Consider the following 25,333-nt stretch of genomic DNA (forward strand, 5'->3'; position numbering starts at 1 on the left):
TTCCTGCCACGGAAAGTCACTTTTCCGATTCTGGGTTTGATCTGTCGGTCGCAAACAAGTATATCAAGCAGGAATTCATCCTGTCCCCGAGTTATCCATGGCCAAAAATAAAACTGCCTATGTTTGTACCGAATGTGGTGCCGACTTCACACGCTGGCAAGGCCAGTGCGGCGAATGCAAGGAGTGGAACACCATCACCGAGGTGCGTCTTGGCTCGGTGACGCCGGGCAAAAATGCCCGCTACACCGGCTACGCCGGCGCCATCGGCAGCCAGGTCCAGACGCTGGCGGAGATCGCCACCACAGAGATCCCGCGCTTTTCCTCCGGCTTCAAGGAGCTGGATCGGGTGCTCGGCGGCGGTGTTGTGCCGGGTTCGGCCATTCTGATTGGCGGCAATCCGGGGGCGGGCAAGTCTACCCTGCTGCTGCAGACCATGTGTGGTCTGGCCGAGCGGATGAAGACCCTCTATGTCACGGGGGAGGAGTCGCTGCAGCAGGTGGCGATGCGTGCCGGCCGGCTGGGGCTGCCTACCGACAAGCTGCGCATGCTGTCGGAGACCAGTGTCGAGCAGATCTGCATCATAGCGCAGCAGGAGCAGCCGCAGATCATGGTCATCGACTCCATCCAGGTGATGCACGTGGCGGATGTGCAGTCATCTCCCGGTTCCGTCTCCCAGGTGCGGGAGGCCGCAGCCCTGTTGACCCGTTACGCCAAGCAGAATCATGTCGCCATCTTCATGGTGGGCCATGTGACCAAGGATGGCACCCTGGCGGGTCCCAAGGTGCTGGAGCACTGTGTCGACTGTTCGGTATTGCTGGATGGCGCCAACGATTCGCGTTTTCGTACCCTGCGCTCCCACAAGAACCGCTTCGGTGCCGTCAACGAACTCGGCGTGTTCGCCATGACGGGGCAAGGCATGCGAGAGGTGAGCAACCCCTCTGCCATCTTCCTCAGTCGGGGTGAGGAGCAGGCTCCCGGTTCCATCGTCATGGTGATCTGGGAGGGTACCCGGCCGCTGCTGGTGGAGCTGCAGGCGCTGGTGGACTACTCCCAGCTCTCCAACCCGCGGCGGGTGGCCGTGGGGATGGACCACAACCGCCTAGCCATGCTGCTGGCGGTATTGCATCGTCACGGCGGGCTGCAGATGGCGGATCAGGATGTCTTCATCAACGTGGTGGGGGGCGTCAAGGTTGAAGAGACCAGTGCGGATCTGGCCCTGTTGCTGGCCATGGTTTCCAGCTTCAGAGATCAGGCCCTGCCCAAGGATCTGGTGGTGTTTGGCGAAGTGGGCCTCTCCGGCGAAATCCGGCCCGTGCCGTCCGGTCAGGAGCGGTTGCAGGAGGCGGCCAAGCACGGTTTCCGCCGCGCCATAGTGCCTCACGCCAATGCGCCCAAGCACCCCATAGAGGGAATGGAAGTGGTGCCGGTGAAAAAACTGGCCGACGCGCTGGAAGCCTTGTAGTCATTGACGCAGCTGTGTTCCAAAACATGGATTTAGCTGGTCTAGGCAATAAATCTCGGCCATAAAAAAGAGCGCCATCGGCGCTCCTTTTTATGGCCTCTGGAGGGCTCCTCAGGGGTGGGGGTGTTCCAGATGCTCGTTCAGCAGTTGCTCCAGTTCACGGTGGAGCAGCTCTTCATCCCCGACGTTGAGCTCTACCATCCGCTTGAGGTGGGTCGCGCTGTCGATGTCGATATGGTGGCAGTAGAATCCCAGCTTCTTGCTGGCCTCATGGGTCAGCTCGACCTGCATCTTGATCTCGATGTCGCTGCCGCTCAGCACGAAGCTGAGTGAATACTCTTTGTTGTCGTGGCTTTCCCAGTCATCGGGCCGGATCAAGAGCGCGCCCTGCAGGGAGATATCCACCAGCTGGGTCCGCCATTTCTTATCGCCCTGGACGAGGTCGGCCATGGTCAAGTAGAGGATCCGTGAAAAACGGCGACGCTCGGACATTCTCATCTCCTGTCAGCAATAGGGTTTGGTGCTAAAGGTCATGACATAGAGTGTAATGCACCTTGCGCATCAGGATCTTGAACTGGCTCCGAAATTGGATATCAAACCTGTTGGGTGCTGAGTGACTCTACCACTTGCAACGCCTTGACCAGCCGATCCTCCTGTTTGAAGCGATCCTCCAGCACGGGGCCGAGTTGATTCAGGTCTTCATCCAGCAGCAGCAACTGAGCCTCATCTGCGTTGCTGTACTTGTCGTTGAATTCCAGTGCGAATTCGGTGCATGCCCGAATATTGGGGTAGATGCGCTTGGCGAGCTCGAGTTTGTCGCCGCTGGCTTTTTCGAAGGCGGTGACCACATGGTTGTAGATCTCGAAGTGACCGGCGCTGACGTAATCGACCAGCTGTTCACAGAAACGCTGCAGCTCGACATGGCCGGGGAGTGAACGTTGCTTGGTGCGGGCGGGCGTCAGCCCGGCGAGCCGCATGTATTCGACCAGCAGAGCCTGCCTGGCATCCAGCCAGTCATCGATAGCCCGGTGTTTTCCTGCCAATGCGCGCTTGGTTTGTTCCAGTTCAGTTAACATAATCCCTCCGTGGGGCATAGGCATGGAGTGCTATCGCTACAGGCCTCCGGCCTTTCTTATTGACTGACGACACTCCCTATAACTAGGGAAAATCCTGTTGACCGTCAATAGGTGCATGGGGATATTGTTACATCAGATGGTGTTTTGGCTACAAGACCCCATCATTTGCTCTCCTCTTCCAATCCATCGCGATAACGAAGGGGCGAGATATGTGACTATTTCCGCAGATCTTGATGAAAACCCCAGCATTCAAGCCAATCTGGCTGATAAAGCCTTTGCCTGAGTGTTTTTTTTTGAATAGAGTGGCCCGGTGCTAAATGCCCGATCATAAAGGAAATGTTATGAACAAAGCTCAACTTGTCGATGCAATTGCCGCCAAAGCCGATCTGAGCAAAGCTCAGGCCAAAGTTGCTCTGGAAGAGATCATCAATGGTATTACCCAGAGCCTGAAAGAAGGCGATGCTGTGCAGTTGGTGGGTTTTGGTACCTTCAAGGTGAACCATCGCGCGGGCCGTACCGGCCGTAACCCGCAAACTGGTAAAGAAATCCAGATTGCAGCCGCGAATGTGCCGTCCTTTGTGGCAGGCAAGGCGCTCAAAGACGCCGTCAAGTAATCGTGTAAAACCCGGCGCCAGCCGGGTTTTTTATTGCCATCGTCAGCGGAATTTGTTTCAGATACACTCAAGATATGGCGTGCGCCGTAGTGAGGTGGATGATGGAACAGAAAAATGCCATTCGGCAGGTTGCCGTACCTTGGGCTCCGTCCCGCCAACTCCCCCCAGGCCTGGTTGTGGCCGAACTTCATCAGGATATCTGGAGTGACTCCCTGACCGTCATGCTGGGTCGGGCGCGCAGCATAGATCTGCCACCCCAGATCCTGTGCCGGGTCTACTTTCGTCATATCTTCGCCGTGCGGGTCATGGAAGATTGCGATCTGTCGGAAGGCAAGGAGAGCCATGCCATCGAGGAGCAGATCCAGCTCATCACCCCGTCCCGTTTTGCCAGCTGGTTCCATCAGGAATCGGAGGGGCTTCATCTGGACGAGGATCTGCAGCATTATCGCATCTCGACCTGGGACTACTGTGCCGATGTGCTGACGTCATTTGCACCCGAACTGCAGTTTGTGGACAAGGGGGAATAGCGTCAGCGTGCTGGCCACGCATAGAAAAGCCGGCAACACCTGGTGTTACCGGCTTTTTCATTGGTGCTGAAGGCGATGAGGATCAGCCCAGCAACTGCTCCCTGTGCAGGCCCAGCACGATCAGCAACCCGAGAAAGTAGAAGGCGCTGAGCTTGAGGCTGAGGATGGCGAGCAGGCCGGCGCAGAGCCGGACCAGCGCCTTGTGCAGCCATGAACCAGTGAAGCGATACATGATTACTCCACCGACTCGGCGCTGGCGAATTCCGGCACCTTGGCCATGGCATCCAGCACGACCTGAATGCCGGCGCCCGGCTTGCAGGCGTTCTCGCTCAGGTGGCGACGCCAGGCGCGGGCACCCTGCATGTTCTGGAACAGGCCCAGCATGTGGCGGGTCATGTGGGATAGGTAGTTGCCCTTGGCCAGCTCCTGCTCCATGTAGGGCAGCATCATCCGCACCACCTCGTGACGGCTGGGAACCTCGCCCGCCAGGCCGAACAGCTGATTGTCCACTTGCGCCAGGAGATAGGGATTCTGATAGGCTTCGCGCCCCATCATAACGCCATCCAGGTGTTGCAGGTGCTCCAGGGTCTGCTCGATGGAGGTGACGCCGCCGTTGAGGGCTATGGTCAGTTCGGGATAATCCTGCTTGACCCGATAGACCCGCGGATAGTCGAGCGGCGGTATCTCGCGGTTTTCCTTGGGGCTCAGGCCACTCAGCCACGCCTTGCGGGCGTGGACGATGAAGGTATCGCAACCGGCGTCGCGCACCTGCTCGATGAAGGCCTGCAAGAATTCGTAGGAGTCTTGATCATCGATACCGATCCGGGTCTTGACTGTGACCGGGATGTCCACCACATCGCGCATCGCCTCGACGCAGTCGGCCACCAGCGCGGGTTCGCCCATCAGGCAGGCACCGAAGCGGCCATTCTGGACCCGATCCGACGGGCAACCCACGTTGAGGTTGATCTCGTCATAGCCGCGCGCCTGTGCCAGTCTGGCGCAGTGGGCCAGATCCGCCGGGTTGCTGCCGCCCAGTTGCAGCGAGATTGGATGCTCCTGCTCGCTGTAGCCCAGATAATCCCCTTTGCCATGGATGATGGCGCCCGTGGTTACCATCTCGGTATAGAGCAAGGTCTGGCGGGTCATCAGACGGTGGAAATAACGGCAATGCCGATCGGTCCAGTCCAGCATGGGGGCAATCGAAAATGTCTGGTGGTGGGCAGGCTTGCCAGATATTGCCTCAGAGCCTGATTTCACGGGGTTTTCACTGATTTTTTTCTGAGTCATTTGCGGGTGTTTCCAGACATTTGTTGATTGATCCTGCCCCATATCTGCCCCACCATTTCATGGGGCAGGTGTACTCCACGAGGTATATATGGCCGGCTACACAATAGAAAAACGTAAGACCAGCAAAGGCGAGTTACGCTATCGCTGTACCGTCAGGGAACATAAAGGCGAAGAGGTAGTATACCGAGAATCCCGAACCTTTGGCAGACAGTCCGACGCCAAGAGCTGGGGAATGCAGATAGTTGCAATGATCGAGCGCGATGGTTTGCCGGGACAGGTACAACCCGTCCCCACCATCCGTGAACTCATTTCGCTCTACCGTGCCCATCCAGCTATCAGCCCTACCATAGGCAGAACCAAAGCTTATTGCCTCGACCTGGTTGCCGATTGCGATATTGCCAAGCTCAATGCCGACGAGCTCAGCATCAAGGACCTGGTCGATCACTGCCAAGCCAGAAGAGATGCGGGGGCGTCTCCTGCCACTATTGCCCACGACATCAGCTACCTTGGTTCAGTCTTTGCTGCCGCCAACCCAGTCTTCAATATCCCTGTCGACAGCAAGCTCATTCAAGAAGCCCGTAAGACTCTCAACAACCTGAAACTGGTGGGAAAAGCCCAGAAGCGCACACGCCGTCCGGTAAGCAATGAACTTGAACGGATCATCCAAGGACTGGAAAAACGGCAGAGTCACGGCATGGCCAAGATCCCCTACACAGACCTTCTCAACTTCGCCATCCTGAGTTGCATGCGGATAAGCGAAGTGTGCAAGATCAAGTGGTCTGGCGTGGATGAGAAGAACCGGGCCGTACTGGTTGAAGACCGCAAAGACCCTAGAAAAAAGATAGGGAACCATATGCTGGTTCCTCTTCTGGGTGAGGCTTGGGAGATCCTCAAGCGTCAACCCAGAACCGACGATCGCATCTTCCCCTACAACGGCAAGAGCGTCACCGCCGGTTTTCAGCGAGTCAGAACAGAGCTTGGTATTGAAGACTTACGCTGGCACGACCTACGCCGCGAAGGAGCCTGCCGTCTGTTTGAAGCTGGCTTTGTCATCGACGAGGTCGCCCAGGTCACCGGCCATAGAAACATCAACATCCTCTGGCAGATCTACACCGACCTCTACCCCAACCGGGTACACGCCAAGTTTGAACGGCTACAACAGGCCAAGGGAAGGTGTGGAGAAGCACCGAGTGTGAGCTGAATGGATCTGTCTTGGGTGATTTATGAGGTGCAGCATGAGTTAGTAGCTCACCTTCGCTGATAGTGAGTTCAATGGTAAACGCCGCAAAACATGAAAAGAGATATTCTTGACCCGCGTGGGCACTTTGTCCCCCATGGGCCAGAATGCTCGGTGTCATTGAATCTGTCTACCCTAAAGGGGGCAACGTGCGTCGTCCCTATCCCCTCTACAGCATGCTTCGCATTCAGTGCATTCAGTGCATTCAGAAGTGGTATAACCTCAGCGGCGGTACCATGGAAGACGCACTCTACGAGATTGCCTCTATGAGTCTGTTTGCCAAGCTTTCCCCGGACCAGGCCATCCCTGACCGCACCGTCATCATGGACTTCCGTCATTTGTTGGAGCTGCACCAGCTGGCACGTCAACTCTTCGACTCTGTAAACCTGTGTCTCTCTGATACTGGTATTATGATGAAGCAAGGCACGCTGTTCGATGCCACCGTCATTGATGGTCACCAACTCCACCAAAAAAACATCGAAACGACTTAATAAAAAATAAAAAAGCCAACACCATAATAATGGTGTTGGCTTAACCCGTAACAGCCAGATGGTCGTTACTAACAGTCATAGGAGTGCACTAGATATTGATAATATATAGCAACAAAAAACGATAATGAAAATACGCAAGAAACATTTCAATGTCACGCTATATATTTATAACTAAAATCAATGAGAAATTACTATGCACAACGATATTATGTGCTTGACATTATCACTCCGCCAAAAATATCAGATATATAGATACCATCTGTTATGCGTCTTGTGATGAATGGTGTTTCTCGGTTGGCAATGTCATCAATGAATTTAATGATTGCAGGCTCACCGTTGAGCTTTTGACTCAAAGCATTAACATTTTTTGCCTTTACATTCCACTTTTCATATGTGACGCCACCATCCACATAGTACTCAACATACCCAGAAGTTGAGACTGAAAACAATTGCTCACTATCATATGAAGAGCCAATCATGGACATATAAAAAAAACGATTTCGATCCTTATTAGTACCCTCGTGAGTTTCATTTGAAACTGTTGTTGATGTATTAATCTCGACTGTCCGCTTATGATCAATAGGACATGATGGGCTAACCGATGATATGAATTGTCTTGTGGTTGAATTTTCCCCCACACGCACGGATGCAATATTATCAACATTAACTTCGTTGTTGCTAATATTCAGAATGCACCCCAACTCTTCAACAAGACCTCGGCGCCCCCTCAGATAAATTCTCCTATCTAAAGAACGATTCTCATTACTCATATGAAGTACAGAAATAGCTTTCTTGGAGATGTTTATATAGTAGTGACCGCCCCCGTTATGCAAGTTGGTACTAACCCACCTCCCTATTTTATCTTGAACATCAGAATTTAACTTCATTGTCGAATACAATGAAATGAAATCATTTGAGTAAAATTTATAAACTCGAAATCTCGTTGGCTCATTTTCTATCTCTCCGACCAATGAAGAGCCTCCGGCCCCAAAACTGCTCATCTTAAAATATAACGCGAGAGACAATAAAATGATTCCTCCCCCTACCAATATAATATTTCGTAAGTTTATAAAGCTATTGTTTTTTTCTATTTCTCTTGGGGGCCTATTGCCTCGATTTACTAAGAAATTAGATTCACTTTCTGAATCAATAGTTACATCTGATTTATAACTATCTGTAGCTTTAACATCTTCAACAAGAACATCATTAGATCCATTGGTTAACTCTATAACCTCATTAAATACATTAGTACAGCTATCAGCATCACCAACTATGTAACCAACTTTAGGTACTGTTTTTATTACGTCAAATAATCCGAGAGAGTCAAATTTTCTACGCAATAAAAGTACAACGCGATTCAAATGACCATCGCTACCAGTGTCATTTGGCCATGCATGCTCAAAAAGAAACTGCCTTGTAACAGTTTGTTTGGCATGTTCGCAAAGAATAGAGAAGACTTCAACTTCCATTTTACTTAGTCTTATTTCAACCCCATCATCTCTAATGATACTATACAGAGATGTATCAAAACGAACCTTCCCATTAATCATATAGCAAGCCACTAAAACACTCCTCCGCAAACATAACTGGCAGCATATCTGCCAAGATATTTTGATTATAACATTATTTGATTGTGGCATTAACCCTCTATAATCAAACACGCTAAACTCATTAGTCGTAAAGACTTAAAAATCAACGTCTTGTGCTAACTTTGCCTCAGTGTGTGGCCTCAATCAAACCCAATTTACTACAGCGAAATAGATTACACCTAAGTCATTAAGGTTCAGCATGTCAATGCAATATATGTAACAATATATAATGGAAACTATAAGCAGATAATAAGCTTATACATAACCACCACATCAGCTATATATCAGTTAAGCTCTCGAGAAATATGTATTTTAATGCAACTCGTATAATCTTGAATTGTTACATAGGGGGCTCTGGCTTCCCCTATCCTTCACTATCACATTTAACATTCTGCAGAACTTAAATGATTATTAAAATTAATTATCAAACTGAGAGCTTCATAAAGCCAAAGGTTAACCACAGTGGTCAGTGCAGTTAAAAGACTATAAGGGAGATTGAATGAAGCTATGTGTACTTATACGGTATACCTCGATCTTACCCCAAATCTAAAACCCCCAAAAAGAAATGAAAAAATATATTAAAATAAAAAGTGATAAATTTTATATTTCTTTATTTTTGCACAAGCAACAAGGTAAATTAATTAACGTTTTTCATCTTGCATTGGTGATTATGTCCTTTGTGAATAATGGTAATCACCACGTGGTTATGCGAATAATGAGACTCGATAGGGATCTGCAGGGGCAAAGTTCTCTAATAGCCTGAAGAATACGCATAACCATAATTCTTTATGTAAGGTATTTACTATGTCTGAGGTCTATAACACCCACCATCATTCTTACAAAAACTCGGTCTATCTTGGCGATGGTATTACGTTGTCATTTAGGCTGCAGCCAATTTTTAGCTTTAAGGATGATGCAATCTCTGACTATGAAATATTATCTCGTATTCAAGGTCAGCCTAATAATGATATGGAGCAGTTCTTTCGTAATATTTCTGACGAGCGACTCCTTTATCTGCTCAAGCAACAAATACTGCAATTAAATAGAAGCTTAGTAAAGGGTCGAATTTTCATTAATATAAGATTAGCGTGCCTTAGTAATGAACTAGTCGAATGGCTTGTAATGTATAGTGAAAAGAAACTTGCCTTTGAAATTGACTATCGAGATATACAAGCAGCCAATTTTAACTTTGAAGAAATTCAATCTTTAGAAAAAAAATTGAAGCTACTTAAGAGACATGAATATCAGATATGGCTAGATGATTTCGATGGCCTTTTTAGCCAACATGCGCAGCACCTTCTTACTAAAATTGATTGGGATGGAATAAAGCTGGATAAGTCAATATTGTGGACCTTATCTTCAAAAGGGATTGAAGAATTTAACAGAGTAATTGATCTTTGCTCAGTTTTTGCCGGGGGAACGATTATAGAAGGAATTGAAACATTTCATCAATTCAATGTCAGCAAGTCAAGTGGTGCAAATTTTGGTCAAGGATTTTATTGGGAGGACATTCACATGTAGTTCGATAGCGGTTGCTTAAGCAGCCACAACATTTAGTACAATAAAAATATGAGGTAAATTATGAATTCCAATATGAATGTAATTGTAACCTCTATCATTTTGGCGACAGCTAGTCAAGCGAATGCCAGCAACGATTTATATATTGGTGCAGGTGCTGGCTTTACCCACTTTCATGGCCTAAATAAAGTGGATGGAGTTAAGGATGGTACTGAAGATGCAGCGACAGCATCTGCATTTGTTGGTTACAACATTAATGAGTTTTTGGGGGCGGAGTTGGGATATAATTACTCTGGCCGCGGTAAGACTGATGGAAACAGTTTTGAAAATCAAGGAGGCACACTTTCTGTTATCGGTCGAGTCCCTGTATACGGCGATCTGTCACTCTTTGGTGAAGTTGGTGGCTATTGGGCACACACGGATGGCTTAAAAACTAAAGATACCAAAGTATCATCTCTTTTTGGTGCTGGTCTTACTTATCCTATCAATGACTCATTGGATATTCAAAGCCGTTGGCGTTATATCCAGAACGTTGCTGACTTGAATAATCCTAGCTCAGAAATCAGACTAAAGCCTAACCAGAATACAATGACTATTGAAGTTGTTTACCATCCTTTCCAGGGAGCTACTACACCGGTAACTCCTCCTCCTGTAATCGACAATCCTGCTGCTGGGGAACCAGTCACCCAAGACATGACTTTTGAATTAGTTTCAGATGTCCTGTTTGCATTTGGAAAAGCAACGCTCCAAACCGAAGGTAAAGTTGCCCTGGATGAGCTTTATCAAAAGCTGCTTTCTGAAAACCCGAAAGATGGCCATGCATTGATTGTTGGCTATACAGACCGGATCGGAGCTGCAAATGTAAACCAGAAACTGTCAGAACAACGGGCACAATCCATCGCTTACTACTTGATCTATAAAGGAGTGCCTGCCAGCAAAGTCACAATTGAGGGACGAGGTAGTGCAAACTCTATTACAGCTACTCGCTGTAAAGGTAGTAGCAGCAAGCAAGAGCAGATTAACTGTCTGGCACCAGACCGCCGCGTGGAAGTAAGATTGGTTGCAGTAAAAACTGTGACTAGATAATCAAGTGGAAAGGATCCACCTCCATAAATTTTATAAAGCAGGTCAATTCTATGGTATTCCCCCATTTTTAGGGGCGCTCAAAAGTAGAGGTTATGCAACCTGTGCCAAGCGCTGTTCTGGCGTGTAACCACCCAGCGCCAGTTCGGCCGCTCATGGTTATAAACCCACAGCCAGTTCGTGGCAAACACCTGTACATCATTGAGTGACTCAAACAGGTAATAGACCAGCCAGTCATAGCGCACCGTGCGGTTAAACCGCTCGAGGTATGCATTCTGCTGTGGATTGCTCAGTTGAATGCGCCCCAGTCGGATCTCCTGCTTCTCAGTCCAGCTCTTCACTGATCTATTCCGGGCCATTGTCACTACGGGTTTGCCTCGCCATGCGATCGTTTGCTCCAGTGCCCGTTTGGCCCGTGAGGCAGGCAAGGAAAAATCCACCTCGATACAAAGCGCTTCGCGGTTGAAGTCATCGAACACATTAAATAACCGTACCGAGCGACCATCGCTGAGCTGGTCAAGCGTGAAACCCACCGACCAGCAGAGATAGGGCGGGTCGGGCACTGCCAATTGCTCCGGTTTGGCCTGCACCAGCCGCTTCCTGAGCTTTAACTGCAGATTTAGCTAAAGCACCCGACAGAGAACCGAATCCCTCGTTTGTGGTTCCAGCGAAAGCCTTTGACGTTGCGCAAGTGAAGAAAGCAAAGCCCAAATTTCCAGTTACGCTGACTGGCGGTGAGGCGCAGTAACCAGTCGGCAATCTTCTGATTGTCATCGGTCTGCTCGGGCTGATATCGATAGCAGCCCTCGCTGACCTTGAATACCTGACAAGCCAGGCGGATAGATATGGCGTAATGGGCCACGGCCTTGGTCGAATCTCCCGGCGAGTAGATGATGTCAACACTTTTTTGCCGTGGTCTCAGAGATGCTTTCTACCTTGAGGCACGCCTCGGCATACATCTTCTTGAGACGGCGGTTTTCGTCCTCCAATTCCTTGAGGCGGGCCATGAGGGAAGCATCCATCCAGCCAAATTTGGAGCGCCACTTGTAGAAGGTGGTCGTGCTGATGCCATGCTCGCGGCAGAGTTCTGGGACGGGTAAGCCTGCCTCTGTTTGTTTGAGGGTGGCGACGATTTGGGTATCGCTAAAGCGTGATGTTTTCATATAGAACCTCCAGCGTTCAAGGTACGAGAAAATTCTACTTATGAGCACCCCAGTTTTTCGGGGAAATTACCGGGTAATACCATCCCGATCCCACTGCGCCGGCTATGATTACCACCGCTAGGACGATGCCGACAGCGTGTGAACATAGGCATAGGCATAGGCACCATAGATGGCAGAGAAGGGCTCATAGGTTGCTTACACAACGAGCGGGCATGAGCGCTTGGGTACCATTCCATGACCCGTCAGCGAACTGGCTCAGCGGTACCACCGCCGTGCTCGAATTGTTCCGCAGAGCGCCCAGATCGAAGGTCACATAGTTCAAGCTGTTATAAAGGCGAACGTTCAACCTCAGTCGTTTGAGGTCAGACAAGGTAGTCCAGGTTGTATATTCAGACGCATACATGGCATGGCAGCCACACCCGGGACAATCTTGTCCTGAGCCGGGTCCGCAGAGCGACTGTCCATTGTGATACCTCGTGGCGATCAAAATTGTTCATAATGTGCGCCAGGGTTGTGACCGCTTCATCGGGTGTTTTGGCCTTCTCCGCAAACTGGGATTAGTAAACAGCTCGCACGAAGCGGCCCACCGAAGTACTTGACGCTGGCAGTCCTGTGGTTGCTATTCCAGAGTCAGGCTGTGTGAACTCAACACCACCAAGCCTAGGCTTGGGGTTATCAGCCGTGTAATCGGAGTTGCAGTTGTCGAGATTAGTTAAATGCCAGGGAAATTCAAGCCCCGGTGGTCATGACACCCGGTGGACTATCGTAGATATGCTGCAGGTCCATTGGCAAACTCAATGACGATGGAATCACCATTGACGTTATGTAGCGCGTAGTGAAACGGTGAATGTCATCAGCCCCAGCGGCATTAACGCGGAGTTCCGCGATCTGGTCCCACGCGGTGCCACTTTGGTCTCGCAGACAGTCTTGAGCTGTGACAACGCCCAGCTACCAAGTTCGCAGACAATATCTTCTGCGTCTTGTCCAACATACCGTTGGGTCCCTGAGGGCTCGGGAAGGGCATCCCATACTGAGCTAAGGCCCTGGACGTTCCGACCCTCATACCTGGAGCTCTTTGGCGAGAGGGTCAGGTATTGTGGTCGACAAAATGGCATGTTTCGCCTCCGAATGTTAGGCCAGTACGCGGACCGGCTCGGAATGAGAAGCTCGTACCAGCAGGGGAAGGAAGACGCCCACACAGGGCAGGTCGACGGCCAGCTCCATCGTCCTGCAGGGTGGGGGAGTCGCCGGAGTCGTCCGCCGACATGTTGTAATGGGCAAGCTGACCCGATCCCAGGGTATTTCGTGGAGGGCTGCGTCCCGATGTGCGTGGTCCGCGCGAGGGGTTGGTGGCGTGGGGCATAACGGCTACGTTTATTCGTTAGGTCCCAGGGAATATGACGGCTTCTTACAGACCCCGGGACCTTAGCCGTCGCCACGTATGGAGCGGCATATTGGTCCGTCGCGGTTGGCGCGAGCCGAGTCATCCTGTTTGAAAGACAGCCGGGGAAAGCACCGCCAGCGAGGGCGCTGACCACTGGCGGCTTTACCAGAACCACCGGGATGTTATTGTCGGGAGCCAGCCAGCCTCGCGGCCCCGCAAGAGTGGTGTACGTTTCTTCGGCGTGTCGGGGTCGGCTGGGGTCGGCCCCTATTAGGGGCCCGTGATCCCAGGACCGTCCACGTCGAGGGCCATGGCCCCCCTCGGTCGGCCGCGGCTCACTTATAGGATGCTATCACCACCCCAGGAATACGCTTCGCCCCGGGCGTGCCAAAGGAACCTTCCACGTGGAGACAGATAGAGGACGAGGAGCCCGCAGGAACCTCAATGGACGCGGTCGGCTGCAGGTTCCCACAGTATTGGTCCCCTAGCAGCCCGTGTAGGCTGGAGTCATCGTTGGTCAGATAGACGGGACCGAGACTCAGGGACACGGCCTGACCAAGTGAGCACGAAGCCGTGATCATGCCATTTCCCCCCCCTGTCTCCCCGGGAGCCAGGGACCCAAGGTCAATAACGTCCGTGACACGCAGGCTGCAGGTCACCGTGCCAGGCGGAGTCGCGAAACACGTCGTCCCCGGCATCACCCTCAGGGACTGCACCCCCGACATGTCGCCGGCCGCCGTCCCAACGCAAGACTCCACTCCGTAACGCCCAGGCTCCTCATATTCGTATTCAGACCGTTTGGTCAGCATCGCCCCAACGTCAGGGCGTGGCAACCCGGAGACGCCCTCATTCCACCCCGTAACATTACCCCCGTCCCAGAAGGGGTCCGTATAATACACTAGTTGGGCCGCGCCCCCAGGTTTGGTAGCGTACTTTTGCCACACGAAGAGGGGTTGCGAAGTCGACTCAAGCCAGGCCTTCTGTTCGTCGGTCAGTCTCGAAGCGCGGTATGTCAGTAGGCGGAACTCTGAATTAGAGGGGTCTGGCGACACCCCTACCAGCAGATACATCGCGTCATGGTCTACAGCTATGGAAGACAGCGCGGGTGGCGTCGCAGCGATCGCCGCGAGAGCCACAGCGGTTCTGATGCCCTTTGCGACCCCGGCAGTATTCGGAACCGCCAGTCGCCATCGCCCCCCAAGGCTGTTCGGCGACCATGAGGCTAGCCGGTGACGCTGGCCCCCCCCGTCAGTACCAGCAATTGCGGGTTCGATCCCAGGTCTGCAGTTATTCATCTAAAACACCTTCCCCACCTCTCCCGATATAACCGCACACGGCTATCACACGCCGCTATATTTTGGGTGTCACGCCATGTCTGCTCATAAAGCCGCAGCGATCGGGTTCGGTATTGTTGCAGGGCGCGGGGCGCAATCCCCACCCGCCCCTGTTGGTTAAACCAGCCACCCAGCCAGTCGACGCCGCGAGCCAGGCGGCCGATGCGTGTCTTATCCGGGTGGAGCTCGAAGCCCATTGCCGCTAGGATGGCGCGCAAATGAGCGATGGCGCGACGCAGCGGCCAGCGCTGCCTCGCAAGAATCATAAAATCATCCATATAGCGGGCGTAATAGTCGCACCGCCCTTCACCCAGAGCGACATCGAGCCGATAGAGCAGGCTGGCGCCAATCAGCGGGCTCAGGGCACAGCCACGAGGAATGCCGCGAACCGGCGTATAAAACTCGCCGCCCGCCTCCACGCTATAGCTCAGATACTGGCCTATCAGATCCCGCAGCAGCGGGCAGTTTAAGTGAGCTATCACCTCGCGCTCGACATCGGTACGCCCGATATGCTGGTAGTACCCGCGAATGTCGGTGCGCATGACAAACTGAAGCTCCCCCTCGCCAATCGCGTCAGCCAGCCGGCGGCGGGAGGCGGCCACACCCATACCGGCGCCATGTTCGCAGCGTGGGTGCCAGGGCAATTGCGGCCCCGCCATCAATGCAACCCACTTGAGCACCAGGGCATCTGGTGCCGACCAAACCGCGTACTGGCCGAGCCGCTGCATCGGCTGCAGTCGGTAAGTCCCGGCCTGCAACTGCTGCCACAACAACGGGCCGAGCCGTGGCCAGTGAAAGCGCAGATGCCAGATATCGGCATTAGCCGGATGGTGGCGGCGGCGCTGGCACAGCCAGTGCCAGGCTTGTTGCCAGGCCTCTTCTGCCGTTATGCGTGGCAAGCCCTGATTGGTGTGCATACCTGGCCTTCACGTGCTTGCTGTGGTTACAAATAGGCGATGGTGGCCGTGGCCTGGGCGGTAAAATCGCCGGGCACCAGTGCCTGACTGTCATCACGGGTCGCCTGCACGCCGAATTGCAGGGTATTGTTGCCCTGTTGCAACGGCATGACCACTTCATTATCCAGCTCGATACGCTCGCCGCCTTTAGCGGTAAATGTCAGCAAAAAGCCGCGTCGTTCCCCATTGGGATAGAATTTCCCCAGTCCATCGGCGGTATTGCTGCTGAACATGAGCTTGGCGCGGGTAACGCCACTGCACTTCTCCAGCTTGATGCTGAACAGGGTGGGGCTGGTCTGCCCCACCCTGTCAAGTTCGGACCCGTCGATATCCGGCATGACAATAGTCTGGTTGACACTCTCTGGTACCACAGAGCAGGTCGGCTCCACCACAGTGGCGGTGACGGTAAAGTTCAAGGGGTCAGCCGCGGCCGGGAACAGGGCAGGCAAGGCCAATAACAGCCCCGTCAGCAGAGTGCGAGATGGTAATGGACCGAACCTTGCCCCTGTTTGTTTCATCACACCCTTCATGGTGGTTATTCCTCTCGCTCACCGACCTTATATGTCGATGCACTGGATATTATCAACGACCGAGATCGCCGGTTCTCTCTGGGGATTAGAGGTATTCAATATTCAGGGTCGCCGTCGCGCGAAACTCCCCTTCTTTAAGGGTGGCTCCCGGCAACATCTGAACATAGGTACCAAAGTAGAGGCTGCTGTTCCCCGCATTCAATGCTTGCCCATTTGACTGGGCATTGAGTGGCAAATCTGCGGTCATCGCCTTCCCTTGCTTGAAACCAATCGCGATGCCGCCTGCCGTGCTGGCGGGATCCAGCGCCAACTGCTTGCTGTTGCCTGCGGCCCCTGTGCCATTGATGGTGACTTTGGCCTCGTTTGCCTGAAGATCACAGTTTTGCAGGCGCACCATAAACTGCTTGGCTGGTGTGGGGGTGCCTTGGGCCAGATCCTTCAAGATAATGCTTTGAAAATTGATATCAATGCTCTGGTCCTCTGGCACAATTTGACAAGTAGGTTTGCGTAAGGTGCCACTGATGTTGAGCGTCACTGTATCTGCAGCGTTGGCCCCATGACCGGCAAGCAACATGGCCAACAACAGAGGACGATGCCACAAGGGTGAGCGTTTGATGCCCGGATCATACTGTTTTTTCATCTTGTTACTCCTGGGGAGAGCTTGCTCTTAACTGCCATCCCTGAAGATGGCCGACTCAATGTTGGCCAGTTAATGGCCTGTCAATCTGCTATGACTTGGCAGGCAGGACCTTGCAGCTGGCCGCGCACTGGTAGTTGAGCTGACGACGAGCACCGTAGTCATCGACATAGATAAAGCTGGGAGTGCTGCCGAGCGTCTTGCCACCCAGATTAAGCTGGCTGCGGCTGTTGGGCGCCAGCATCACCCCTTCAAAACCGGCGAGGGCCTCCCCCTTTGCCGAGGTGGCGGCTTCGACCACGGTGACGTAATAGGGCGTCGGGTTATCGAGCCGGTAGCTGCCCCCTTCCGGATGGAGGGTCAGCTGCTCTTGCCATGGGGCCTTGTTGCTGTCCGGGGCCACCACCAGCGCCTGCGGGCGGTAGAAGAACTTCACCTTGGTCTGCAGCGCCAGTTGCAATACATTTGCCTTGTCACTCTTGGGCGGTATTTCCCGGACATTGAAGTAGAACAGGCTCTCCTTATCCTGCGGCAGCAGGTTGACCACCGGCAGGGAGCGAACCTGCAGAATGGTGGCACTGTCTGGCTCGACCCGCTGGATGGGAGGCAGCACGGTAAAGGGGCTGTTGATCTTGTTGCCGTTCTCATCTTCCATCCAGGCCTGAGCCAGATACGGTAGCTCTTTATTCTGGTTTGTTACCTTCATGCTGAGCGCATTGCTGTCACCGGGGAAGATAACCCGGGTACGATCCAGGGTTATCGCTGCATTGACCGCCGATGTGGACAAGCCACAGATGGCCAACAGGGCCAATTGCATCTTTTTGTTCATATATTCTGTCTTACCCTTGGATGATTATTGAAAAATGGTTTAGCGACATGCCAGCATGGAGATGTTGTCCATCGCAGGCAAAGGAGTCGGCAGGGCCAATTCGCACTGCTCGCTGCCCCAGTTAACCAGCAAGGATTCCCCCTGTTGGAGGCCAGCCAGATAGACCATGCCTTCATCTGCCACCATACCCAGCTGCTGCTGTTTGCGATTAAATACGGTGGCCGCCATCGGCACGTATTTGCCGTTGGCACGCTTGAGCTGAAACATCCGCTTGCCCCCACTCAACATATCGAACTGCTGGTAACCGATGGCACCTTCGGTCAGGGTTACACTGCGCACCGGGCTGCCAATCACATCCACTTCGTCGCTCAATTCATCCACCGCAATATTGGTTTGGTTACGGTAGTAGCTGGAAACATTGGCCAGTACTGCCTTGCCATAGCGGTTGGTGCGAGTCGAAGGGCCAAAGCTGCTGATCGGGACATCTGCGGACTTCGTGTCGATCATGATTCGGCTGCCACCGTAGGTCGAACCTCGGTGCAGTGCAGCCCCCTCGGCAATGGCGGTCAGCCCGCCATTGAGGGAGAGACCGATGCCGGACGAGGAGCCGGACTGGTGGCTGGCATTGACGCTCATGTCGACAATGTCGCCACTGTGTGAGTAAAAGCCGCTGATACTGTCTGAGCCCCCCTCGCTGGAGGTGCCCGCCGTCAGCGAGTAGTTGTTGCGATCGTCGAGCCGGTTGTTGAAATGCACGTTGTGACTGGTGCTCGCCGAGTTACTCGATACGCTGTAACCCACCGACTTGGCTAAACCAAACGGCACGGTAAACGACAGATAAAAGCCATTGTCACGTTCATCGCTTTGCTTGGAGCTGTACGCCGTAACAGAGCTGGTGATCCCCTTAAAATTCAACAGATCAAAGTTGCTGGAGAGGGAGAGACTGACCCGCTCACGGGGTTGCTCATTCCAATAAGTCTGGTGGGAGTAGTCGAGATATGCCCCCACCGATGGATCGGCGAACTGTTTGCTCAGGATCACGGTATAGAGCTCCTTCTGGCCACCTCGGTAGTAGGATCCCTCTTTGCTGGCTTCAATAAAGTCATTCATGTTCATGAAATCACGTTCGGAGAAGCGATAGCCGGCAAAGGTGACCTGGCTGCTGTGCTCTTCAAAATTCTTCGAGTAGTTGACCCGATAGGAGGCGCCAGATTTTCGCTCATTTCTGGGCAACTCGGCCCAGGACTGGGTCATGTCGACCGAGATGGCGCCAAAGTCGTAGAGATCCCGTCCCATACCGATAGCGGTGGTCTGGTAGTTGTCGCTCAACAGCGCGCCCCCAAACAGCGACCAACCGTTGTTCACCCCCCATGAGAATTCGCCACTGGCAAAGGCAGGGCCATCATGTTCCCGCTGAACCGAACTTGCCTTGCCACTGGCCAGTTTGTAGCGAACAAAGCCGGGACGAGAGAGGTAAGGAACTGCAGCTGTGCTGACCTGAAAGGTTTGCAGTGTGCCATCCTGCTCTTCGACTCGGACATCCAGGGTTCCCGATACGTAGGAATTCAAGTCCTGAATGCGGAAGGGGCCTGCGGCAACCTGGGTCTCATATATAGTGCGCCCCTGCTGGGAGATCACTACTTTGGCGTTGGTTTTGGCGATACCAACCACCTCTGGCGCATAACCGCGCAGATTGGGCGGCAACATGCTCTCATCCGTAGTCAGGGATGCACCTAAAAACTGGAATGAATCGAATACGGACATGCCCAAGTCGATCTCACCCATCTTCAATTGCGCGGTCATATCTGGCAACGCCCGATAGCTATAAACCCGATTGATCTTAAACTCGCTGTTTTCGTGCTCGCCATCGGCCTGGCTGTATTGCCCCTGCCAGTCGGCACGTACTCGCCATGCCGAGACGTTGAATCCAGCAACCCCATAGGCACTTAGGCTGGTAAGATTGACGTTGGTCTTGGCGGCATGGTTCTGCTGCAGGTTGATACCATAATCGAGCATGGCACCATTGACCCCTTCATCCCAGCGCGAGGGGGGATCCCAGCCATCGGCGACATAATCAAGGTAGGCCTGCGGCACAGCCAGCGTCAGAGAATAACTGGTCAAACTCCCTTGTGCTGTCACCCCCAGCAGTTGCAGCAGATCGTAGCACCCCTGCTCACTCTTCGATGCCAGCACGTCTTGCAACAGCTTTTCTTTAAGGCCAATCGCCTCCAGTTGTTGCTGAGAAAAGCAGACTGCCGAGTTGCCATCATCAGTAGCCAGATAGCTTACTTCGAATTCGCCCAGCGCGCGGCCATTGACCTGCATCTGCATCTTGTATTGCCCTGGCACGATATAGCCAACGCTTTTGAATTGTTCAAAATTAATACTGTCTTTATCAACCGAATCAATCAAATCAGTATTGAATTCGACCGCAGAGACAGAACCAAATAGGGAAGTGAACAGCAGCATTGAACACAGCCCAATTGCAGATAGAACTCTCATTCACTTCCTCGAAATATTTCGTAAAGACTAAAATGGCCGCTTGATGCGGCCATGGCGCCGTGAAATCGCTAATTACTTATAAGCAAGTACGAAGTTGGTAGTTGCGGTGAAATTACCAGGGACAATATCATCTTTGTCTGCAGCAGTTTTAACCAGCTTGGCACTTAATTTCAGAGTGTTGGAACCATCTACCAGACCATCAAAATTGCTGGCCTTGCCTAGCACTATTTTTTCGCCGCTATTCACATTCATCATTTCAATGGCCGCACCTTTGGCAGAACCTTGCAGTTGCAGTTGGTCCTTTGCAGTGTTATCAGCAGCACCAGTGAAAGTCACATCAACAGATTTGGCTGTTTCAAGAGCGCAACCTGCTAGCTTGATATTGAACTGCTGCGAAGCACTTTCACCATAGGTATCCAGAGTGGCATTGGAGATTGATCCCATCTGTACAGTCTGGTCAACCGACTCGGGAGTGATGCTGCAAGGTGCATCAATAATTTCGCCAACAAAGTTGACTGTACCACTACCCTGGGCAGGAGCTGCATTTACATTGGTGCAGAGGGCGCACAGCATGGCTGCAGCTGCGGTAGTTTTTTTCATCATGAAATTTAACTCTCAATTAAAAATAGGTATCCGACACACAACAAATATCGGGTTATGTTGTTCATCTCATCGTGAGACTAATAGCTGTTACTGCATCTCTAGGTGTATTGTGTATTGCTGCTTGAGCAATAAGGCCACCCGATGACAGGAGCAATTATGTGGATAAAAAAATGACCATCCAGATATAATTAAAAAAAAAATAAAACTTCAAAAAAAAATAAATTACATTTAAAATCAATAGCTTAATTTGTGCGTGTCATTTAAATTAATAAGCCACCCTCCCCGCAACGTACACGAAGAGCCATGCAAACCTACATAAATATGCTTATGCGGATTTATATAGTAAATTTTTACAAAGTCAGTTCAATAACATTGCCTGTCGTCCAGTTGCCTGACCCCCAACCAGCCCCCAACAACACCAATAATCACTAGGACGGCATCATCAACTCGAGTCATTACGATGAATGGCATTTTCTGTTACTGCAAAATGAAGCATGTTGTAAGCGCATTACCTTTATGAAAACAGTTATCTCATGCCACAGTTTATAAACACGACTAAGCCAGAATTGGCTAATCATTCGCTGAGAGTCTTTCTTTGCATAGCTAGGGTGATTATGTGACAACTTTTGAGAATGCAGAGGTGGGGTTGGTGAAATTATATCCATATATATGTCGGGACGGTCACTAAAACCAGGAAAGACAGAATATTATCAATGCAGACAATAATTGGCGCGCCAACGTTATTTATTATGTATACGTAACAGCAATCCTGTTATATCAATGGTGGTGCTGCTATGCCCCTGTTGTATTGAGACCAGTTGGTGATGGGGTGAAGCGACTTGCCCATGATGCAGAGTTTAAGGGGATGGAGGTGATCAGATCACCGCACTCTCAGTAAGTTCCATTCAAGCTGCAACGATTGGGCAGCAACTCCTTCAGGGTCAGAATCTTCCCAGCCGCATGACAGGCAGGTCCCATATCCTTTATGGAACGAACGGTCCAAGGTCTCAGTACCAAGTAGCTGATCTCGATTGCTCATTATTGATGGGTCCCACATCAGATAAGCTATTGGAAAGGAATTGGATAGGTCTTTGGATCGGGAGTAATCATCTTGGGACCTGCAATATCTCTCAGAACGCCCCAAAAGGGCAGATACAGAGCGTAGGTTTTTGCAGCCTCATGTTTAACATCTGTGGTGTCATAACCAAGATCAGGAGGATGCATGACACAGCAGAACATTTCCCGCATGGCAGAAGCATGGCGAACAATCAGTCGTAAACAGACGACTCAAGCAGATCGGGATAACGCCACCCGTATGGCACTACAGCAGTGCGGGGAGTACCTCATCGCCATCCATGACATGGCGGAGATTGAGCAGAGACGTTACGAGTTTTTAGCGAATCGACTGTGCGACTATTTTTGGCAACACAATCGAGCACACAGAACCAGGCAGACCTCCGGTTATCCGGGACATTTCGGTTGCAGGGCTCGAGTTCGTCAATTCAAGCTGGAATGCCACTGGTACTACAACCAATTCATTGAACAGCCAAAAGGATCGGGTAAGCACAAGGTTCTTAGCCATTACCTGCCGCGCAATGGTCAGTTTTCGTATTACAAAGCGACATTTACACCTGCACATGACTGGGAAAAACCAGTCATTTTGGCCACAGAGGAAGGCTTTGCCCTGATACGCCAACTCAATGATCAGTTGATGCAGTTGCGTCGGCTTTCTCGCAGCAGCCAACGTCTACTAGGCACACTAATCCAGCACCTCGATGAGATGGGCGTTCTGTCATGACGCGGCTCTCAGCGCAAACGAATTACAAAAACGGCCGCTGTTCCTGACCAAGTCATCGTGTAGGTAGTTTCCCGTACAGCCTCAGGGAGGGATTAATGAGCTATCGGCTACGATGGTATCGGAATGCCCCCTTGGGGCTATCTATATGAAAACTAATATAAAGCTAGTCAACTGGCAGGCCCCACAACACCGAGCAGCACTTTTGTAAAAGCCTACAATTGAACTTTGTTTCGAAAAGACAAAGTTATATAAAAATCAACAAGTTATTGATCAATCTGACCGCGTGATACATAGTTTTCCATACCATATGGAGGACGCTTTATGAACAGCATCGTAATTTTGGTCACTCTATTCCTTTTTCTTCTCGGCTTTGCGGTAGCTGCTGCATATCTCTACAGAGAGAAACTTAAAATTTCACAGGTGAAAGATACGGATCGAAAAAACCGGTAAAACATCCAAATCAGAGTACCTATGTAGCTCGCAGTGGGCAGCTACAACACCTCAGGTCATTAATGTTGCGCACCACTTAGGCGTTCTACCCAGTAAGAGTAAAAATGTTCGCTATGTACATATATTCAATAATTTCAATTGGATAGCTTGATTTTGTTGCTTTTTATAGGATTCATGGCAGCCTATAAGAAGAACCAAACGAGACACTTCAATGATAAAAAAACTAACCACCATAATCGTTGCAACCGGGCTGGGGCTGGCCTCTGGTTGTGCCATGACATCAAATAGCTACCAGTACAAGACAGACCACAGCCGCGCCTACAATATTGCCGAGGCTGGTGGTTTGATTACTGGAATTAAGGATACTGCCGTACCACGTGAGCAGTTGGAACGCATGACAGATACCAAAACCTTTGGTGCAGCTTATGTGATGTCCGGCTATATCGCTCCCAGTGTGGGAGGCCTATCAAACTGGCAAGGTGGGGTAGTCAACATGGCTAATTGGGCGTTTGGCCCCAAGCAGCATGGCGCCCGGAATAGCTTGATAGCCTGGATGCCTGTAAATGAGGCCGCATCGTCAGCCGATGCTCAGACCAAATTGATTTCGAATGTGAAGCTTTCTATCGAGTCATCTCTGACCGAACTGGGTGTAAAATTCGACCTGCTGTACGACAAAGATGGCAACCTGACATATCATTTTTACAGCAACGAATGGGATTGTCCGACCTGGACCAACGGTAAAAACAAGGTCTCGGATATGTGCTCTATTAAGGTACGAATCGTAGAGCCGAATCAAGACAAGGCACCAGCCTTTATTACTGGAGTTCAAGGGGATGCTTATGCATTCACTTCCGGCCATGACACGGATTTTAATTTTATTAACGTTACGAATGGAGCGGCTAGCCACGCACCAGAACAAGCCGTATACAGCAAGATCAGTGAGAAGCTACCAGTTTGGGCCTTCCTGTACCTAGCCCCTCAACAAGTCAAAATGAATAATAGCGACAAGATCGTATTTCCCCACCTGCTTGAACAAGGGAAACCAGAGCTCTTTGTCTACTCATTCTGATAAAACATCGCACCACTGGCCGCCTTCGTGCAGCTTTTCTCGTTTGCAAACGTTGTGGCGCTCAATAAATATGTACTCTCTTTAAGCAGCAACCAATGCAGCTCAGATAACTTCATATGTGAAAATTTTCAGCTGTGAGTACTAATGCTACCGACTTTACTAATAAGCATTGCCCGATCCCTTAACTCAAAAATAATTAAATAATTGCTTGCTTAAGATTGCATTTTATCAAATCACGATAATATGAATGTGACACATTAAAGGAGGTCACCATGAAAGATTTAATTAATATATTTTTGATGGCTGTTGTCGTCCTTGGCTGGGCACTGCTTGAGGTCACTGGCTGGTGTTATGCCGTTTTAGCCATCCCTGTTGTTTACTGGCTCAAACCCTTGCTTGATCTGCTCCACAAGAACTACTGGGTGGGCCTTGCCTTCTGGGGGGTGGTGGCTTTTTTTGCTTGGCAGGGAGCTCTTATTGGAGGGATGTTCTATGGCTTGCTCGCTGCACCAAAGAACGAGGCTACGGGCAATGTAGTCAGAAAAAAAAGTTCGATCCGGCTTGTTTCCAATGGCTATGACATACAGACCGGGGAGTACGTAGGCTCACCTTTTTGGTAATGCTTCGGTCAGTTGAGGCAGTAGCCGTCCTACTAGATACCACTTTATGTAAATATCTTATACACAAGTCCCCGGTCATCGCCCGGGGATTTTTTTAACCTATTACACCAGTCTGTGAACTCACTCTGGGTTACGGACCAAGATGACGCAAAAAATTTCACATGTGAAATTTCCGTCAGATTAGCGAATCAAAAAATAATACGGTAATAGCCAATAAATGGTGGAATAGTCGGCATCAAGAGGGATTGTATCTTAACCCTCTGTTTTTATAGTGGAAATTGTTTTTTAAATTCGCCCCAAAAAGGCACTTCCAGCGACGATGTTTTCTGAAAACAACATGCAGAATGCTCCTGCCAACACATGAAGCATCAGGAGGATGTATGGCTGAAACACCGCAAGAAAAATTGATAACAGTTGCTGAGGTGGTCGAACTGACGGCTCTTTCGCCATCAACAATACGACGTCTAGTTAAATCTGGAAACATACCAGCCCCCATCAGGCTAGGCCCCACCGGACGTTCAATCAGATTCAAACTATCTGATATCCAGCTGTATCTGAAGAATATTTGACAGGA

Annotated in this window: 21 protein-coding genes and 3 pseudogenes; 11 read left to right on the forward strand and 13 right to left on the reverse strand. The window is 51.0% G+C overall.

Features of this window, described 5'->3' with window-relative positions; all coding sequences use genetic code 11:
- The first annotated feature begins 97 nt into the window (after positions 1-97).
- A complete protein-coding gene (gene radA, locus ACM3N8_RS14825) occupies positions 98-1,462 on the forward strand; it encodes a DNA repair protein RadA (protein ID WP_043142423.1) in 1,365 nt (454 codons plus the stop codon).
- Positions 1,463-1,573: 111 nt separating this feature from the next.
- Here radA and ACM3N8_RS14830 read toward each other — a convergent pair whose 3' ends face one another.
- Both ACM3N8_RS14830 and rsd read right to left on the reverse strand, forming a co-directional pair.
- A complete protein-coding gene (locus ACM3N8_RS14830; protein ID WP_043142420.1) occupies positions 1,574-1,954 on the reverse strand; it encodes a PilZ domain-containing protein in 381 nt (126 codons plus the stop codon).
- 101 nt (positions 1,955-2,055) lie between these two features.
- Entirely contained in the window at positions 2,056-2,538 is a 483-nt protein-coding gene (gene rsd / locus ACM3N8_RS14835; protein ID WP_098982284.1) for a sigma D regulator, read from the reverse strand.
- Positions 2,539-2,879: 341 nt separating this feature from the next.
- Here rsd and hupA point away from each other — a divergent pair, with 341 nt between their 5' ends.
- Both hupA and ACM3N8_RS14845 read left to right on the forward strand, forming a co-directional pair.
- Complete coding sequence (gene hupA / locus ACM3N8_RS14840; RefSeq protein ID WP_005305063.1) at positions 2,880-3,152, forward strand: nucleoid-associated protein HU-alpha; 273 nt, start codon at positions 2,880-2,882, stop codon at positions 3,150-3,152.
- A gap of 101 nt (positions 3,153-3,253) precedes the next feature.
- Positions 3,254-3,679: a hypothetical protein gene (locus ACM3N8_RS14845; protein ID WP_005320448.1), complete on the forward strand. Its 426-nt coding sequence runs from the start codon at positions 3,254-3,256 to the stop codon at positions 3,677-3,679.
- Between the two features lie 82 nt (positions 3,680-3,761).
- Here the strand turns inward: ACM3N8_RS14845 and ACM3N8_RS14850 are convergent, their stop codons facing one another.
- Both ACM3N8_RS14850 and dusA read right to left on the reverse strand, forming a co-directional pair.
- Positions 3,762-3,911 (reverse strand): hypothetical protein, encoded by a 150-nt coding sequence (locus tag ACM3N8_RS14850; protein ID WP_290018589.1) that lies wholly within the window; start codon positions 3,909-3,911, stop codon positions 3,762-3,764.
- A 2-nt stretch (positions 3,912-3,913) separates the two neighbouring features.
- Positions 3,914-4,966 carry a tRNA dihydrouridine(20/20a) synthase DusA gene (gene dusA, locus ACM3N8_RS14855; protein WP_416016257.1) on the reverse strand — a complete coding sequence of 351 codons (1,053 nt, stop codon included), beginning with the start codon at positions 4,964-4,966 and terminating at the stop codon, positions 3,914-3,916.
- Between the two features lie 88 nt (positions 4,967-5,054).
- Between dusA and ACM3N8_RS14860 the strand changes: the two genes are divergently transcribed.
- Positions 5,055-6,167, forward strand: coding sequence for a site-specific integrase (locus ACM3N8_RS14860; protein ID WP_416016258.1), 1,113 nt, complete (start codon positions 5,055-5,057; stop codon positions 6,165-6,167).
- Positions 6,168-6,213: 46 nt separating this feature from the next.
- Positions 6,214-6,655 (forward strand): annotated as a pseudogene (locus ACM3N8_RS14865) (transposase); the annotation flags it as partial.
- Between the two features lie 245 nt (positions 6,656-6,900).
- Here the strand turns inward: ACM3N8_RS14865 and ACM3N8_RS14870 are convergent.
- On the reverse strand, positions 6,901-8,355 hold the full coding sequence (locus ACM3N8_RS14870; protein WP_416016259.1) for a winged helix-turn-helix domain-containing protein: 1,455 nt from the start codon (positions 8,353-8,355) through the stop codon (positions 6,901-6,903).
- A gap of 732 nt (positions 8,356-9,087) precedes the next feature.
- On the opposite strand from ACM3N8_RS14870, the gene ACM3N8_RS14875 reads away from it, so the two are divergent.
- Both ACM3N8_RS14875 and ACM3N8_RS14880 read left to right on the forward strand, forming a co-directional pair.
- Positions 9,088-9,804, forward strand: a complete 717-nt coding sequence (locus tag ACM3N8_RS14875) for an EAL domain-containing protein (RefSeq protein ID WP_416016260.1) — start codon at positions 9,088-9,090, stop codon at positions 9,802-9,804.
- A 60-nt stretch (positions 9,805-9,864) separates the two neighbouring features.
- Positions 9,865-10,887 carry an OmpA family protein gene (locus ACM3N8_RS14880; RefSeq protein ID WP_416016261.1) on the forward strand — a complete coding sequence of 341 codons (1,023 nt, stop codon included), beginning with the start codon at positions 9,865-9,867 and terminating at the stop codon, positions 10,885-10,887.
- Between the two features lie 90 nt (positions 10,888-10,977).
- Here the strand turns inward: ACM3N8_RS14880 and ACM3N8_RS14885 are convergent.
- The 8 genes and pseudogenes from ACM3N8_RS14885 to ACM3N8_RS14920 form a co-directional block, all read right to left on the reverse strand.
- Positions 10,978-12,047, reverse strand: a pseudogene (locus tag ACM3N8_RS14885) (IS3 family transposase).
- A gap of 557 nt (positions 12,048-12,604) precedes the next feature.
- Positions 12,605-12,766 (reverse strand): annotated as a pseudogene (locus tag ACM3N8_RS14890) (linear amide C-N hydrolase); the annotation flags it as partial.
- A gap of 1,956 nt (positions 12,767-14,722) precedes the next feature.
- Entirely contained in the window at positions 14,723-15,682 is a 960-nt protein-coding gene (locus ACM3N8_RS14895; RefSeq protein WP_416016262.1) for a reverse transcriptase domain-containing protein, read from the reverse strand.
- A gap of 26 nt (positions 15,683-15,708) precedes the next feature.
- Positions 15,709-16,239, reverse strand: coding sequence for a fimbrial protein (locus tag ACM3N8_RS14900; protein WP_416016263.1), 531 nt, complete (start codon positions 16,237-16,239; stop codon positions 15,709-15,711).
- A gap of 97 nt (positions 16,240-16,336) precedes the next feature.
- Positions 16,337-16,891: a fimbrial protein gene (locus tag ACM3N8_RS14905; RefSeq protein WP_416016264.1), complete on the reverse strand. Its 555-nt coding sequence runs from the start codon at positions 16,889-16,891 to the stop codon at positions 16,337-16,339.
- Between the two features lie 88 nt (positions 16,892-16,979).
- Entirely contained in the window at positions 16,980-17,705 is a 726-nt protein-coding gene (locus ACM3N8_RS14910; protein WP_416016265.1) for a fimbria/pilus periplasmic chaperone, read from the reverse strand.
- 51 nt (positions 17,706-17,756) lie between these two features.
- Complete coding sequence (locus tag ACM3N8_RS14915; RefSeq protein WP_416016266.1) at positions 17,757-20,186, reverse strand: fimbria/pilus outer membrane usher protein; 2,430 nt, start codon at positions 20,184-20,186, stop codon at positions 17,757-17,759.
- Positions 20,187-20,291: 105 nt separating this feature from the next.
- Complete coding sequence (locus tag ACM3N8_RS14920; RefSeq protein ID WP_416016267.1) at positions 20,292-20,822, reverse strand: fimbrial protein; 531 nt, start codon at positions 20,820-20,822, stop codon at positions 20,292-20,294.
- Positions 20,823-22,044: 1,222 nt separating this feature from the next.
- Here ACM3N8_RS14920 and mobI point away from each other — a divergent pair.
- The 4 genes from mobI (at position 22,045) to ACM3N8_RS14940 (ending at position 25,328) form a co-directional block, all read left to right on the forward strand.
- Complete coding sequence (gene mobI, locus ACM3N8_RS14925) at positions 22,045-22,620, forward strand: conjugative transfer protein MobI(A/C) (RefSeq protein WP_416016268.1); 576 nt, start codon at positions 22,045-22,047, stop codon at positions 22,618-22,620.
- Between the two features lie 661 nt (positions 22,621-23,281).
- Positions 23,282-24,139 carry a hypothetical protein gene (locus ACM3N8_RS14930; RefSeq protein WP_416016269.1) on the forward strand — a complete coding sequence of 286 codons (858 nt, stop codon included), beginning with the start codon at positions 23,282-23,284 and terminating at the stop codon, positions 24,137-24,139.
- Positions 24,140-24,411: 272 nt separating this feature from the next.
- Positions 24,412-24,759, forward strand: coding sequence for a hypothetical protein (locus tag ACM3N8_RS14935; protein ID WP_416016270.1), 348 nt, complete (start codon positions 24,412-24,414; stop codon positions 24,757-24,759).
- Between the two features lie 380 nt (positions 24,760-25,139).
- A complete protein-coding gene (locus tag ACM3N8_RS14940; protein WP_416016271.1) occupies positions 25,140-25,328 on the forward strand; it encodes a helix-turn-helix transcriptional regulator in 189 nt (62 codons plus the stop codon).
- Positions 25,329-25,333 lie beyond the last annotated feature (5 nt).

The sequence above is a fragment of the Aeromonas sp. A04 genome, assembly GCF_047780465.1.
Classification (GTDB): domain Bacteria; phylum Pseudomonadota; class Gammaproteobacteria; order Enterobacterales; family Aeromonadaceae; genus Aeromonas; species Aeromonas bestiarum.

Bases quoted from the DNA above. Each gene is read 5' to 3' on its own strand.
- radA (WP_043142423.1), top strand. From the start codon at position 98: ATGGCCAAAAATAAAACTGCCTATGTTTGTACCGAATGTGGTGCCGAC.
- ACM3N8_RS14830 (WP_043142420.1), bottom strand. From the start codon at position 1,954: ATGTCCGAGCGTCGCCGTTTTTCACGGATCCTCTACTTGACCATGGCC.
- rsd (WP_098982284.1), bottom strand. From the start codon at position 2,538: ATGTTAACTGAACTGGAACAAACCAAGCGCGCATTGGCAGGAAAACAC.
- hupA (WP_005305063.1), top strand. From the start codon at position 2,880: ATGAACAAAGCTCAACTTGTCGATGCAATTGCCGCCAAAGCCGATCTG.
- ACM3N8_RS14845 (WP_005320448.1), top strand. From the start codon at position 3,254: ATGGAACAGAAAAATGCCATTCGGCAGGTTGCCGTACCTTGGGCTCCG.
- ACM3N8_RS14850 (WP_290018589.1), bottom strand. From the start codon at position 3,911: ATGTATCGCTTCACTGGTTCATGGCTGCACAAGGCGCTGGTCCGGCTC.
- dusA (WP_416016257.1), bottom strand. From the start codon at position 4,966: ATGACTCAGAAAAAAATCAGTGAAAACCCCGTGAAATCAGGCTCTGAG.
- ACM3N8_RS14860 (WP_416016258.1), top strand. From the start codon at position 5,055: ATGGCCGGCTACACAATAGAAAAACGTAAGACCAGCAAAGGCGAGTTA.
- ACM3N8_RS14875 (WP_416016260.1), top strand. From the start codon at position 9,088: ATGTCTGAGGTCTATAACACCCACCATCATTCTTACAAAAACTCGGTC.
- ACM3N8_RS14880 (WP_416016261.1), top strand. From the start codon at position 9,865: ATGAATTCCAATATGAATGTAATTGTAACCTCTATCATTTTGGCGACA.
- ACM3N8_RS14895 (WP_416016262.1), bottom strand. From the start codon at position 15,682: ATGCACACCAATCAGGGCTTGCCACGCATAACGGCAGAAGAGGCCTGG.
- ACM3N8_RS14900 (WP_416016263.1), bottom strand. From the start codon at position 16,239: ATGAAACAAACAGGGGCAAGGTTCGGTCCATTACCATCTCGCACTCTG.
- ACM3N8_RS14905 (WP_416016264.1), bottom strand. From the start codon at position 16,891: ATGAAAAAACAGTATGATCCGGGCATCAAACGCTCACCCTTGTGGCAT.
- ACM3N8_RS14910 (WP_416016265.1), bottom strand. From the start codon at position 17,705: ATGCAATTGGCCCTGTTGGCCATCTGTGGCTTGTCCACATCGGCGGTC.
- ACM3N8_RS14915 (WP_416016266.1), bottom strand. From the start codon at position 20,186: ATGCTGCTGTTCACTTCCCTATTTGGTTCTGTCTCTGCGGTCGAATTC.
- ACM3N8_RS14920 (WP_416016267.1), bottom strand. From the start codon at position 20,822: ATGATGAAAAAAACTACCGCAGCTGCAGCCATGCTGTGCGCCCTCTGC.
- mobI (WP_416016268.1), top strand. From the start codon at position 22,045: ATGACACAGCAGAACATTTCCCGCATGGCAGAAGCATGGCGAACAATC.
- ACM3N8_RS14930 (WP_416016269.1), top strand. From the start codon at position 23,282: ATGATAAAAAAACTAACCACCATAATCGTTGCAACCGGGCTGGGGCTG.
- ACM3N8_RS14935 (WP_416016270.1), top strand. From the start codon at position 24,412: ATGAAAGATTTAATTAATATATTTTTGATGGCTGTTGTCGTCCTTGGC.
- ACM3N8_RS14940 (WP_416016271.1), top strand. From the start codon at position 25,140: ATGGCTGAAACACCGCAAGAAAAATTGATAACAGTTGCTGAGGTGGTC.